Origin of the sequence: Limnohabitans sp. B9-3 (assembly GCF_002778325.1) — a bacterium.
Taxonomy (GTDB): domain Bacteria; phylum Pseudomonadota; class Gammaproteobacteria; order Burkholderiales; family Burkholderiaceae_C; genus Limnohabitans; species Limnohabitans kasalickyi.
In genome coordinates, this window is record NZ_NESI01000004.1 from 208,955 (window position 1) to 222,103 (window position 13,149).

The window sequence follows — 13,149 nt, forward strand, 5'->3', positions numbered from 1 at the left end:
AGAGGGCTCCAGTGAGGGGTTTGAAAGAATGAAATTGATCCAGCGATGGCTTGATTCAAGCCTGAGCGTCTGCCAACGCGAACTCTCGCGCCAGCAACTCATACGAACGGGCTTGCGCAGCAGGCTCATGGGTCCAAGTGATGATGACCACCTCGTCGAGCTGCAAACGATCGGCCAAGCGACGCAGTTTATCGGCAACTTGGGAAGCGCTGCCCACCAAAGCGTTGGCACGCATTTCGGCATACGCCACGTGCTCAGACGGCGAGTAGTCGCGCACAGCTTCATCGGGCGGCAACAGCGTGCCAATACGACCGGTATTGCGGTCCAGCTTCCAACGCGCGCGGCTTTGGAACAAGCGCCAAGCTTCGTCTTCGGTGTCTGCGGCCAAGGCCCAAACACACACCGTGGCGCGGGGTTTGGTGCTAGTTTCGGTGGCGCGAAAGTTGGCGCGGTACAGATTCAAGGCATGGTCTGCGCCCTGCCCGTCGGTGATGAAGTAGGCGAAGGCATAGGGCAGGCTTAAGTGGGCTGCGAGTTGTGCGCCGTAATCGGAGCTGCCCAACATCCACACATCGGGAGAAGTAGGGCCACTGGGGTAGGCAAACACGCCGTAACCGGGGTGGCCTGGGGGCAAGGGCTGTCCAGTCACCCAAGCTTGCAGTTCCATCACTTGCTGCGGAAAGTTGTCAGAGGCATGGCGGTCAGCGTTGAGCAATTGCGCGGTACGGCCATCGCTGCCCGGCGCGCGCCCCACACCGAGGTCGATGCGGCCCGGCGCCAGTGCGTCGAGCACGCGAAACTGCTCAGCCACTTTGAGCGGGGCGTAATGCAGCAGCATGACGCCTGCACTGCCCAACCTGATGCGCGTGGTGCGTGAGGCAATGGCGGCCATCAACACTTCGGGGGCAGTGCCCACGATGCTGGGGTGGCTGTGGTGCTCGCTCACCCAAAAGCGGTGATAGCCCCAAGCCTCGCATTGACTGGCGAGCGCCAAGGTTTGGCGAATGCTAGCGTCTTGGCTTCGGCCAGACGCAGCGGCGGTTTGATCGAGAACAGATAGTTTGAGCACGGGCGTTAGCTTACCAACAGATGCAAGCCTCGTTTGTCACACAAGCATTCGCCAACACAAGACAAGGCTGTTGCGCCGCAACTCACGCTTTGGGGCTTTCCGCTTCTTGCAGCAAACGCCACATCACTTTGCCGCTGCCGCTCTTGGGCAACACATCGACAAACTGCACTTGTGTAGGTGCTTTGTAAACCGCCATGTTTTGGCGGCACCAGTCGATGATGTCTTGCTCCACCACCACGCCTTTGTGGCTGGCGCGCAACACCACCACGGCTTTGACGGTTTCACCGCGGTAGCTGTCGCGCGACGAGATGATGCACGCCTCTTGAATGGCGGGGTGCTTGAACATCAGCGCCTCTACTTCGGCAGGCCATACTTTGAAACCCGAAGCATTGATCATGCGCTTCAAGCGATCGGTGATGAAGAAGTAGCCATCTTCGTCCACACGGCCCAAGTCGCCAGAACGGAAGAAGCGCTTGCCCTCGAGCTCAAAGAACGCGGCGGCCGTGGCATCAGGACGTTTCCAGTAGCCGTTGAACACTTCGGGGCCATGAATGACAATTTCGCCCGACTCACCTTGCGGCAACTCTTGCAAAGTTTCTGGATCGACGATGCGGGCATCTGTACTCATAAACGGAACGCCCAAGCACTGCTGTTTAGGCGCATCGGGTGGGTTGCTGTGCGATGGTGCTGCGGTTTCGGTTAAGCCGTAACCTTCGCTGTAGCGCAAACCATACAACTCGAACAAACGCTGGGCGACAGCCTGCGGCATGGCTGCGCCGCCGCCGCCGATGTGCACCAAGCCTTTGAGGTCGAACTTGTCAAAGTTAGGGCTACCCAACAAATCGATCACCATGGTGGGAATGTTGGTCCAGTGTGTGACGCGCCACAAAGAAATCAACCGGCCGGCCAATTCGCGGTCCCACCGCGGCATCAACACCAAGGTCGCGCCCAAGTAAATGCTCGAATGCATGACGCTGGTCATGCCCGTGATGTGGAACATGGGCACCACCAACAGCCCCACGTTCTCGTGGGTGCCATTGCCCCAAATGGCAGACGCCATAGCGTTGTGCATGATCGTGCGGTGCGGGTGCATGCAGCCCTTGGGCAAGCCGGTGGTGCCGCTGGTGTAAGGCAGTACCGCCAAGTCGTCTGGGCCCACCGTCAACGGGCCTAAAGTCGCTGTGGTGGCTAAGACATCTTGCCAGCGGTGGATTCGGCCACCTGTCAATTCCGGCTCGAGGTGCTGGGTGAATAACCAATCGTGCCAAGCCACCGGTGGGGCGTTGTCGCCCGACACTTGGGCGTCAAACGCATCGGTGAAGTGGGTGACCAGCAAATGGGCCAAGCCCTCGCCCGCAGGCAACTGATTGCTGGCACTGGCCAATTCAGCCGCCAGATCTGCGGTGGTGATGGCCACTTTGGCGTCGGGGTCGGTGATGTAGTGCTTGAGCTCTTCGGCACGGTTCATCGGGTTGACCGGCACCACCACGGCGTTGGCTCGCAAAATCGCAAAGTGTGCGATCACCAACTGCGGGCAGTTTTGCATATTGAGCACCACGCGGTCGCCCTTTTGCACACCCAAGCTTTGTAAATGTGCCGCAAGCGCCTCGGCTTTGGCTTTCAGCTCGGCATAAGTGAAACGCGTACCTAAAAAAATCAGCGCCGTTTTACTGGGAAACCGGCGCGCACTGGTTTCTAAGTTATCCCACAACGACGTATTGGGCAAAGAAATGGCATGCGGCACGCGAGCGGGCCAAAAACGATGGTGTGGTTTCATGGCCGTTAGGGTAGCGCTTATGGCCGGTCAGGCGCATTGGGAATGGCCCTAAGACGAGGCGCGGGGGTCACTTGGGCGTCAGAGAAGGAGACGTAAAGTTAGCGTCACTCAAGCCGCTTGCGAGCGTGCACGGCGGTTGATTTGACGCACCGACATCAGAGCATCAAAGAAACCACGCAACCAATCCATATCGACCGGCTTTTGCAGCATTTGCACACCGTCGGGCAAACCACCTTTGGCTTTGACCTCATCGGCGCTCATGCCAGTGATGACCACCACCGCCAAGTTGCTGAACAAGGCGTGTTCGCTGAGCGTTTTCAGGAACTGAAAACCATCGACGTTGGGCATACGCAAGTCGGTCAGCAGCACTTGAGGTTGCAAGCTAGGCATGTCCAACAACGCTTCCATGGCGGACGAATACATCACAGCGTCGAGTGGCAGACCCCATTTGTCAAAGTTAGCCTGCAACATGATGCGAGTTTCATCGTCGTCTTCCACGACCAAAACACGCAAGCGGTCTTCGCTGAGCATCAAGGAAGCGGGGGCCAGGTTGTGGCGACGCTGGTAATCTTGGATCGATTGCAAAGAAATACGGCGGTGTCCCCCTTGGGTTTTCCAAGCCTTGAGGTCGTTTTTTTCGACCAAGCCCTGTACAGTGCCCACCGAGATGCCCAGCATCTTGGCTGCGTAACTGGTACCGCAATAGCCATCGTAGGCCTCTTTGTTGGTTGTCAGACTCATAGAAAACTCCTAAATTGAGCGTTTTTACATATTTCGTATTATTTTAATCGATTTAAAGCTTCTTCATTGAATACTTAAAAATCATGAACAATCACACACTCACTGTCATTCAAGGCATTCAGGTCGGACACCATACTGACAATCGCCGCCCCACGGGCTGTACGGTCGTACTTACGCCATTTGGAAGCGTGGCCGGTGTTGATGTCCGCGGTGCAGCGCCCGGCACGCGAGAGACGGACCTGTTGCACCCGAGCAACACGGTGCAGCACATCCATGGGCTTGTATTGAGTGGTGGCAGCGCTTTTGGATTGGATGCCGCTTCTGGCGTCATGCGTTGGCTTGAAGAACAGGGCCACGGATTGCCAGTGGGCCCCGTGTGCGTGCCCATCGTGCCTGCCGCCGTGGTGTTCGATCTGTGGGTGGATGATTTTGAGAGTGCTGCCTTCCAACGTGGCGAACGCATCCGTCCAGATGCGCAAGCGGGCTACCTGGCCTGCCTCGCAGCCAGCAACGCCCCCGTGGTGCAGGGCAATGTGGGGGCCGGCGCAGGTGCCACGATTGGCAAGATGAATGGGCCACACTGTGCGATGAAAGGTGGCTTGGGAAGCGCCGCACTCACCGTCAACGGCATCACGGTGGCGGCCTTGATCGTCTGCAATGCTTTGGGTGACGTGATCGACCCACGCAATGGCCGCCTGTTAGCGGGCGCGCGCACCGCCCCAGACAGCCGCGAACTGCTCGACATTCGCCAAGCACAACTCAAAGGTCATGCGATTGCCAGCCTCACAGCAGGCAGCAACACCACCATCGGCGTCATCGCGACCGATGCGGTGCTCACCAAACCCCAATCCCACCGCCTGGCCCAAGTAGCCCACGACGGCTTGGCCCGCAGCATTTGCCCGGTGCACACGCCCATGGATGGCGACACCTTGTTTGCACTGGGCACAGGCACCAGCGGCCAAGCGGCAGACATGATGCTGCTCAGCACCTTGGCCGCCGAAGTCACCGCCATGGCGGTGGTCAACGCCGTTCAAGCCGCCCAAGAACTGCGACTCGGCAACAACTGGTGGCCCGCCATGGCGCCATGAAAAAAGGCCCAGTCCTTGCGAACTAGGCCTTCTGGGCTGAACCTTTGCGGAAAAGCTAAAAATTACTTCAAAGCCTTGAAGCGCACGCGCTTGGGCTTGGCACCCTCTTCGCCCAGACGGCGTTTCTTGTCGGCTTCGTACTCTTGGTAGTTGCCGTCAAAGAACACCCACTGGCTGTCGCCTTCGGCAGCCAAAATGTGCGTGGCAATGCGGTCCAGGAACCAGCGGTCGTGGCTGATGACCATGATGGAGCCCGCGAATTCCAGCAGCGCGTCTTCTAACGCACGCAAAGTTTCCACGTCCAAATCGTTCGAGGGTTCGTCCAGCAGCAACACGTTGCCGCCTTCGATCAGGGTTTTGGCCAAGTGCAAACGGCCGCGCTCACCGCCCGACAACATGCCGACCTTCTTTTGCTGGTCGCCACCGTTGAAGTTGAAGCGGCCGCAATACGCGCGGCTGGCCATCTGGAACTTGCCTACGTTGATGATGTCCAAGCCGCCGGACACGTCTTCCCAGACGGTTTTGTTGTTGTCCAGGTCGTCGCGGTTCTGGTCCACAAAGGCCATCTTCACGGTCTGGCCAATCTTCACCTCACCACTGTCTGGTTGTTCTTTGCCAGAAATCAGCTTGAACAGGGTCGACTTACCAGCGCCGTTGGGGCCGATGATGCCGACGATGGCGCCCGCAGGCACCTTGAAGCTCAGGTTGTCGATCAGCAAACGGTCGCCAAAGGACTTGCTGACGTTGTTGAACTCGAACACTTCATTGCCCAGACGCTCGGCCACAGGAATGAAAATCTCCTGGGTCTCGTTGCGCTTTTGGTATTCGTGGTCGGACAACTCTTCGAAGCGGGCCAGACGCGCCTTGCTCTTGGCTTGGCGGCCTTTGGGGTTGGACCGTGCCCACTCCAATTCTTTCTTCATGGCCTTGGAGCGTGCGTCTTCGGTGCGCTGCTCGGTGGCCAGACGGGCGTCTTTTTGCTCCAGCCAGCTGGAGTAGTTGCCCTTGTACGGAATGCCGGAGCCTCGGTCGAGTTCCAAAATCCACTCGGCGGCGTTGTCCAGGAAGTAACGGTCGTGGGTGATGGCCACCACGGTGCCCGAAAAACGCGACAAAAACAGTTCCAACCAGTCCACCGATTCTGCGTCCAAGTGGTTGGTGGGTTCGTCCAGCAACAACATGTCAGGGCGCGAGAGCAGCAGGCGGCACAGGGCAACACGGCGCTTTTCACCGCCCGACAGTTTGCCGATGATGGCGTCCCAAGGCGGCAGGCGCAGCGCATCGGCGGCAATTTCGAGTTGGTGCTCGGAGGCATCGCCAGCGGTGGAGATGATGGCTTCGAGTTGAGCCTGCTCGGCGGCCAGCGCGTCAAAGTCGGCGTCTTCTTCGGCGTAGGCGGCGTACACCTCTTCCAGGCGGGCCTGCGCGGCCTTGACTTCGCCCATGCCGCTTTCCACGGCTTCACGCACGGTCTGCTCGGCGTCCATGATGGGTTCCTGCGGCAGATACCCGATCTTCAGTCCCGCCATCGGAATGGCTTCGCCTTCGATCTCTTTGTCGATGCCCGCCATGATCTTGAGCAACGTGGACTTGCCCGAGCCGTTGGTGCCCAGCACGCCAATCTTGGCGCCGGGGAAGAAAGACAAGGAAATGTCTTTGAGAATTTGACGCTTGGGCGGCACGATTTTGCCGACGCGGTTCATCGAAAATACGTATTGAGCCATCTGTAACCCTGAATAAAAAGTAGCGGAGACTGACCACCCCACGGGCGCCAGCTCAAGTTCACAGCCGGAGCCGCCAAGGGCTGGCTGTGTCTGTGCAGCCTTCCATTATCCCAGCTTATGGAGGCAGCACCCCCGCAGGGCCTCACTCAATCGAGCTTGATGCCCAGATCGACCGCCAATTTGATCCAAACGGGCACTTCGCCCTCCCAGTCTTTGCGGGTGTCCGCCAAGTTTTTGGGTTTGTTGGGGATGGCGAAGGTTTCGCGCAGCTTGGCGGCTTTGTCGGTGTTGGACCAAGCCACGGCTTCATCGGCCATACGCTTGAGAATAGATTCGGGCGTGCCTGCTGGGGCCACCAAGGGCAAACCGCCTTCCAGCGTGACCAGTTTTTCGGTGTTGCCTTGCTCCGTCAGGGTGGGCACATCGGGCAGTTTGGGCGAACGGTAGCTGCCAGTCACGCCAATGGCGCGCACGCCACGCGCGGCCATGGCGTTGAAGGCCTGAAAACTGCCCACGGCAACTTGCGACTGCCCCGAGGCCACGTCCAGCCACATGGCGGCCTCGCCTTTGTAGTGCACCGACTGGATGCTGGTGGCGTGCTGGCGGTTGGTCTGGTCGGCCAACATGTGCGGGTAAGAGCCAGGCGCATAGGTGCCCATGGAGGTGGGGTTCTTTTTAGCCCAAGCCACAAACTCGGGCATATTTTTAGCCGGAATCTTGTCGTTGATGCCCACCACCAGCGGTCCGGAGGGGAACACGGTCACGGGGGTGAGGTCTTTGTCCAAGTTGTAAGGCAGCTTGGAATACAAAATACGGTTTTGCCAAAACGTGCCCGACGTGCTCATGACAAAGGTGTAACCGTCGGCCGGTGACTTGGCGACTGCATCAATACCAATGATGGCGCCCGCCCCCGGTTTGTTTTCAATGACCACCGGCACACCCAGCTTGGTTGACAGATATTCACCGTAGTTGCGTGCATAGGCGTCGGTCAGACCGCCGGGTGGAAAGGCCACCACAATCTTGATAGGTTTGGCAGGCCAGGCAGGCGCTTGCGCCCAAGCTGGCCCCAGCAGCGCCGCCATCCCCAAAGCGGTGGCAGCGATTTTTAGAACATGTCGGCGGTTGTTAGTTGGCATGTGTGTCTCGAATTTGTTGTTAGATGCGTGAATTTCACAGCGCCAGTCTAGGCTGGACAGATGGTCCTTTAAATTGGGGTTTGAACCCATGCCAGAAGGCATATCACGAGGCCATCCAACCGGCCCATCATGGCAAGGACCTACTTTGTGCCACAATGCAAACCGTTGCAGCCTCCAGTAGTTGCAACATCAGCACTTCTGCTGGGGCCTGACCCAGGCAACGCTCAAAACAAGCGCCTGCGGCTTCCATGCCCACCTTAAAACTTATCGGCCAACACTGGTAACTGCCAACCGCAGTTGAATGAGCCGATAACTGCGCCGGACATGGCGCTCTGACCACATGAACTTTGACGAATTGAATCTGGCTCCGGCCCTCCTGAAAGCCGTGCTTGAGCAAGGCTACGACACCCCAACGCCTATTCAAGCCCAAGCCATCCCGGCCGTCTTGGCAGGCCACGACTTGTTGGCAGGCGCCCAAACCGGCACCGGTAAAACAGCGGCATTCACTTTGCCCATGCTGCACAAACTCACCATGAGCCGCAGCAAAGAAAACAAATTTGGCGTGTACGGCGTGCGCGCCTTGGTGCTGACCCCCACCCGCGAACTCGCGGCCCAAGTGGAAGAGTCGGTGCGCAACTACGGCAAATACCTGCAACTCACCTCCACCGTCATCTTTGGCGGCGTGGGCATGAACCCCCAAGTGGCCCGCATCAAAAAAGGCGTGGACATCTTGGTGGCCACCCCTGGTCGCTTGCTCGACTTGCAACAGCAAGGCCTGCTCGATTTGTCCACCGTGGAAATCTTGGTGCTTGACGAAGCAGACCGCATGTTGGACATGGGCTTCATCCACGACGTCAAGAAAATCTTGGCCTTGGTGCCCAAAGACAAGCAAAGCTTGTTGTTCTCCGCCACCTTCAGCGATGAAATTCGCGAATTGGCTGGCAACTTGCTCAAGAACCCACAAAGTATCCAAGTCACGCCCAGCAACACCACGGTGCAACGCATCACGCAAGTGGTTCACCCTGTGGGCCGCGGCAAGAAAAAGGCGTTGCTCGCCCACATCATCAACGAGCACAACTGGAGCCAAGTGCTGGTGTTCACCCGCACCAAGTTTGGCGCCAACAACGTGGCCGAGTTCTTGACCAAGAACGGCATCAGCGCCATGGCGCTGCATGGCAACAAGAGCCAAACGGCACGCACGCAAGCTTTGGCCGGCTTCAAGAGCGGCGACATCCGCGCCTTGGTCGCCACGGACATTGCCGCACGCGGCATTGACATTGACGAGTTGCCACACGTCGTGAACTACGAAATCCCCAACATCAGCGAAGACTATGTGCACCGCATTGGCCGCACAGGCCGCGCTGGTTCGAGCGGCGAAGCCGTGAGCTTGGTGTCGTTGGATGAAGAAGGCTTCATGAAAGACATCGAACACTTCACCAAACAGCAAGTGCCTGTGGTGGCGGTTGAGGGCTTTGGCCCAGATGCAGACGAAAAAGCAGAACCCATCGCCATGGGCCGTCAAACCCTGTGGGGTGGTTTGGGCAAGCCCCCAGGCCGTGACGTGATGGCCGCCGCAGCCAAAGCGGCACGCGGCGAAATGCTGCAACGCATTCGCGACACCAAAGCCACGGGTGGCGGTCGCAATGCAGGTGGCGGCGGTCGTGGTGGCCAAGGCGGAGCCTCTGAAGGTCGCGCCCCTCGCCCCAGCGGCCATGTGAGCCGTGACCGCGTGGGCGATCGCCCTGCACGCGATGGCGAACGTGCCCAGTTTGGTGACCGTCCTGCGCGCAGTGGCGAACAGCGTCCCGCCCGTGATGGCAATCGCCAGCCTGGAAATGGACAGGGCCAAGGCCAACGCGCGCCCCGCCAGTTCGACAACCGCGGCCCACGCAACGACGCACCACGTCCACCGCGTGATTTCGATGCGCCCCGCGCTCCACGTCGTGATGATGACGAGTTCCAACCCCGCGCCAACGCGCACTTGGGCACCCAAAGCGGCGTGAACGCCTTTGGTCACAAAACCCAAAACAGCGCACAGCGCCAGCCTGATCCAACACGCACCAGCGTCGATCTGATGACCGAACGCAAACGCGGCGGTGGTAGCGGCTTTGGACGCCGTCCTAGCGGTGGCGGTGGTGGTGGCCGCTCAGGTGGCGGCGGCGGCCGTTCCGGTGGTGGATTTGGCGGCGGCGGTGGTGGCTACGGTCGCTAAACCCACAACCAACATGGCGCACGCTCTCGTGCATCTCGAACGGGCCTGAGGAAGGCCTGTTCACAAAAAACCCGCTTGGGCGCTAGCCTCAGCGGGTTTTTTCATGGACAAAACAAGTCACGTCATGCCGACGTCGGGTCGGCACTCGGGCACAGGCGTTGGCAACTCGGATTGGGCATAAAACGCCCGCAGGTTCGCCATTGTCAAATCGGCCATGTCACGGCGCGTTTCTTCGGTGTGGCTGCCGATGTGAGGCGTCAACACCACGTTGGAAAAACTGCGCAATTCGGCAGGCACGCGGGGTTCATCCCAAAACACATCCAGGCCTGCGCCGGCGATGGTTTTGTCTTTCAAGGCTTGCACCAAAGCCGCTTGATCGACCACCGAAGCGCGTGCAATGTTGATCAAAAATCCTTTGGGGCCCAATTTTTGAAGTACCTCAGCGTTGACCAAATGTTTGGTTTGTGCACCACCGGGTGTGGCCACCACCAAAAAATCAACCGCTTCAGCCAAGGACGCCACATCGGCATGAAAGGCGTATGACACATCGGACTTGGGCGCTCGGCCGCAGTAGGCCACAGACATGTCAAACGCCTCCGCACGCTTGGCAATGGCACGACCGATTCGGCCTAAACCCAAAATGCCCATTCGCTTGCCCGACACACGGCGTGTCATGGCAAACGGCTCCATGACCCAATCCCCGTTGCGCAAAAAATGGTCGGCCTGCGGAATGCGTCGGCCCACAGCGAGCATCAGACCCAAAGCGAGGTCGGCCACATCGGCGGTCATGGTGCCGGGCGTGTGCGTCACCACAATGCCGCGCGCTTGAATGGCGTCCATCTCGATGCCGTCATAGCCCACGCCGCACAGGGCGATGAGCTTGACGTTGGGCAACATGCTGAGCAACTTTTTATCCACCTTGGATTCGCTGCCCGTGCCCACCAGCGCCGTGACTTTGGTCAACGCCTCAGGGTCAACGATGTGGGCGTGGTCGTGCACGATGTAATCCTCTTGCTGCAAGGCGTTCGTCAAGAACACAGGCAAGTTCGATACTTTCATGAGGTGTTGGGTCATGGCGTGCCTCTCTCTAAATATGTCAATGGTCTAACTCTAACCCGTCATTGGCTAACATCGCTGGCATGACAGAAGGCATTCCCACACTCGAGCTGAACGGCCCCATCGCCACGATCACCCTGCGTCGCCCCGGGTTGCGCAATAGCCTCAACGACGATGACCTCAACACCTTGCTGGCCCACTTTGAGGCCATCCACACCAACACCGATGTGCATGTGTTGGTGCTTCGGGCCGACACGCAGGGTCAAAAAAATCCAGTCTTCAGCGCGGGTTATCACGTCGGCGGCTTTGACAACGATCCGATGGCGCCGCTGTTTTTTGAAAAAATTCCTGAAGCACTGGAGCGCTTGCGCCCCGTCACCGTGTGTGCCTTGAACGGCAGTGTCTACGGTGGCGCCACTGACTTGGTGCTAGCCTGCGATTTCAGCGTGGCGCAAGAAGGTTTGCATTGGCGCATGCCCGCCTGTGCCTTGGGTTTGCACTACTACCCCAGCGGGCTGCGCCGATACGTGAGCCGTTTTGGTCTCAACGCCAGCAAACGGGCCTTCTTATTGGGCCAGACATTGCGTTTTGAAGACTTGGCCAAGCTCGACCTGTTTGAAGCCTTGGTGCCCGCCGCAGACTTTGAAGCGGCGGTGCAAAACCTCACCGACGCCCTGAAAACCATGTCGCCTTTGGCACTGCAAGCCACCAAAAAGAGCCTCAACGAGATTGGTGCAGGGCTATATTGCGAGCCCGTACTCAAAGAACGTTCACGCCAATCCGTGCACAGCGGGGACTTCGCCGAAGGCCGTGCCGCCTTTGCCGAACGACGCCCCCCGCAATTCACGGGCCGTTGAATCACCCGCTACAGAAAGCCCTCATGACCTCACCGCAAGACACCCTCGCCACCTGGCTGGCCGAAGAAGCTGCTGTCCGTGCACGCCTGCTGCCCGTGGGTATCACCCCTTTTCACGACGTGCTGCCACGCACGGGCCTACAGCTCATGCAAGGCATGCTCAGCGGTGAATTGCCGCCCTCGCCCATTGGCCGCACGATGGACTTCATCTTGATTGAAGCGCGTGAAGGCCATGTGGTGTTTCAGGGCGCCCCCAGCGACGCCCACCTCAACCCCATGGGCAGTGTGCACGGCGGCTGGTTTGCCACTTTGCTGGACTCAGCTTTAGGCTGTGCAGTGCACACCCGGCTGCCACAAGGACGTGGCTACACCACCACCGATTTGAGCGTCAAAATGCTCAAAGCCATCACGCCCAAAGTGCAGCGGGTGCGCGCCATCGGCGAGGTCATCCATTGCGGGCGACAAGTGGCGTCTGCGCAGGCCCGCTTAGTTGGCCCAGACGGCACGCTTTACGCACACGCCACCACCACGTGTTTCGTTTTTGACTTACCAGGACAAACCAAACCATGAGACTGCTTCACACCATGCTGCGCGTCGGCGATTTGCAAAAATCGATCGACTTCTACACCCAAGCCATGGGCATGCAACTGCTGCGCAAAACCCATAGACCCGAGCAAAACTATGACTTGGCCTTCGTTGGTTACGGCAGCAATCCTGACCACGCCGAGATTGAGCTGACGTACAACTATGGCGTAACCAGCTACGACTTGGGCACAGCCTTTGGCCACATCGCCATTGGCGTGCCTGACGTGGCGGCCACGTGCGCCCAGATCGAGCAGGCCGGCGGCACCATCACACGCGCACCAGGCCTCGTCAAAGGCGGTACCACCATGATCGCCTTTGTCCAAGACCCAGACGGCTACAAGATCGAGTTAATCGAACGCGCTGCAGCCTGATGGTGCAACGCTGATTGCCATGAAAAAAGGGAGCTGATCAGCTCCCTTTTTTGCGACACATCTGTCGTGCAGTTGCAAGCCTCGCCGTTTGGCAAGGGCTTGCGCGCCACAAAGACTTAGGCCTTTTTGGCGTAAGCCGAGCACCAGCCTTTGCCAGCCACTTGCTTGCCAGCAAACAGGGGGCAACCACCAGCAGCCGCATCGGCCTTGCCTTGGAACAAAGCACAGTTCCCACAAATTTGGCCTGCAGCGTACTTGGGTTGCTTGGTTTTATCGACCTTGGTGGCATCGGCTTTGTAACCCAGGCCAGAAGCTTGTGGGTCTGTCTCAGCGACCATGGCTTGCGCTTGGGCTGCCGTGGTTGCCAAGGCAGCAACACCTGCCACAGACAAGGTTTGCATCATGAAGACGCGACGGTTGGTAGGTTTGTTCATGGATGATCCCTTTGAAAAATAAAAAATATGGGCCAGAACATACTGGCAGACGCTATCTTAACGAACCCAAAAGCAGGCCCATTGATTCACATCAATGGGC

The 13,149-nt window shown here is 58.7% G+C and carries 12 protein-coding genes; 5 read left to right on the top strand and 7 right to left on the bottom strand.

The window, feature by feature from the left end:
- Positions 1–55: 55 nt before the first annotated feature.
- The 3 genes from B9Z42_RS08755 to B9Z42_RS08765 all read right to left on the bottom strand — a co-directional run bounded on the left by B9Z42_RS08755 (position 56) and on the right by B9Z42_RS08765 (position 3,587).
- A complete protein-coding gene (locus tag B9Z42_RS08755; RefSeq protein WP_100132975.1) occupies positions 56–1,069 on the bottom strand; it encodes an LLM class flavin-dependent oxidoreductase in 1,014 nt (337 codons plus the stop codon).
- Positions 1,070–1,151: 82 nt separating this feature from the next.
- Positions 1,152–2,846 carry a long-chain fatty acid--CoA ligase gene (locus B9Z42_RS08760; RefSeq protein ID WP_100132976.1) on the bottom strand — a complete coding sequence of 565 codons (1,695 nt, stop codon included), beginning with the start codon at positions 2,844–2,846 and terminating at the stop codon, positions 1,152–1,154.
- Between the two features lie 108 nt (positions 2,847–2,954).
- On the bottom strand, positions 2,955–3,587 hold the full coding sequence (locus B9Z42_RS08765) for a response regulator (RefSeq protein WP_100132977.1): 633 nt from the start codon (positions 3,585–3,587) through the stop codon (positions 2,955–2,957).
- A gap of 83 nt (positions 3,588–3,670) precedes the next feature.
- On the opposite strand from B9Z42_RS08765, the gene B9Z42_RS08770 reads away from it, so the two are divergent.
- Positions 3,671–4,675, top strand: coding sequence for a P1 family peptidase (locus tag B9Z42_RS08770; RefSeq protein WP_100132978.1), 1,005 nt, complete (start codon positions 3,671–3,673; stop codon positions 4,673–4,675).
- A gap of 62 nt (positions 4,676–4,737) precedes the next feature.
- Here B9Z42_RS08770 and ettA read toward each other — a convergent pair whose 3' ends face one another.
- Together ettA and B9Z42_RS08780 are read right to left on the bottom strand one after the other, a co-directional pair.
- Positions 4,738–6,399, bottom strand: a complete 1,662-nt coding sequence (gene ettA / locus B9Z42_RS08775) for an energy-dependent translational throttle protein EttA (protein WP_100132979.1) — start codon at positions 6,397–6,399, stop codon at positions 4,738–4,740.
- A gap of 146 nt (positions 6,400–6,545) precedes the next feature.
- On the bottom strand, positions 6,546–7,535 hold the full coding sequence (locus tag B9Z42_RS08780; RefSeq protein ID WP_100132980.1) for a tripartite tricarboxylate transporter substrate binding protein: 990 nt from the start codon (positions 7,533–7,535) through the stop codon (positions 6,546–6,548).
- A gap of 340 nt (positions 7,536–7,875) precedes the next feature.
- Here B9Z42_RS08780 and B9Z42_RS08785 point away from each other — a divergent pair, with 340 nt between their 5' ends.
- The gene (locus B9Z42_RS08785) at positions 7,876–9,747 is read left to right on the top strand and encodes a DEAD/DEAH box helicase (RefSeq protein WP_100132981.1); all 1,872 of its coding nucleotides are present in this window, start codon (positions 7,876–7,878) and stop codon (positions 9,745–9,747) included.
- 117 nt (positions 9,748–9,864) lie between these two features.
- Here B9Z42_RS08785 and B9Z42_RS08790 read toward each other — a convergent pair whose 3' ends face one another.
- Positions 9,865–10,821, bottom strand: coding sequence for a 2-hydroxyacid dehydrogenase (locus tag B9Z42_RS08790; protein ID WP_100132982.1), 957 nt, complete (start codon positions 10,819–10,821; stop codon positions 9,865–9,867).
- Positions 10,822–10,886: 65 nt separating this feature from the next.
- On the opposite strand from B9Z42_RS08790, the gene B9Z42_RS08795 reads away from it, so the two are divergent.
- Genes B9Z42_RS08795 through gloA form a run of 3 tightly spaced genes read left to right on the top strand, consistent with a single transcriptional unit; the run spans position 10,887 to position 12,615 of the window.
- Positions 10,887–11,660, top strand: coding sequence for an enoyl-CoA hydratase/isomerase family protein (locus tag B9Z42_RS08795; protein ID WP_100132983.1), 774 nt, complete (start codon positions 10,887–10,889; stop codon positions 11,658–11,660).
- Positions 11,661–11,683: 23 nt separating this feature from the next.
- Complete coding sequence (locus B9Z42_RS08800) at positions 11,684–12,229, top strand: PaaI family thioesterase (RefSeq protein ID WP_100132984.1); 546 nt, start codon at positions 11,684–11,686, stop codon at positions 12,227–12,229.
- Positions 12,226–12,615 (top strand): lactoylglutathione lyase, encoded by a 390-nt coding sequence (gene gloA, locus B9Z42_RS08805; protein ID WP_100132985.1) that lies wholly within the window; start codon positions 12,226–12,228, stop codon positions 12,613–12,615. The genes B9Z42_RS08800 and gloA overlap by 4 nt, the downstream gene beginning before the upstream one ends.
- 116 nt (positions 12,616–12,731) lie before the next feature.
- Here gloA and B9Z42_RS08810 read toward each other — a convergent pair whose 3' ends face one another.
- Positions 12,732–13,049: a high-potential iron-sulfur protein gene (locus B9Z42_RS08810; RefSeq protein WP_100132986.1), complete on the bottom strand. Its 318-nt coding sequence runs from the start codon at positions 13,047–13,049 to the stop codon at positions 12,732–12,734.
- Positions 13,050–13,149 lie beyond the last annotated feature (100 nt).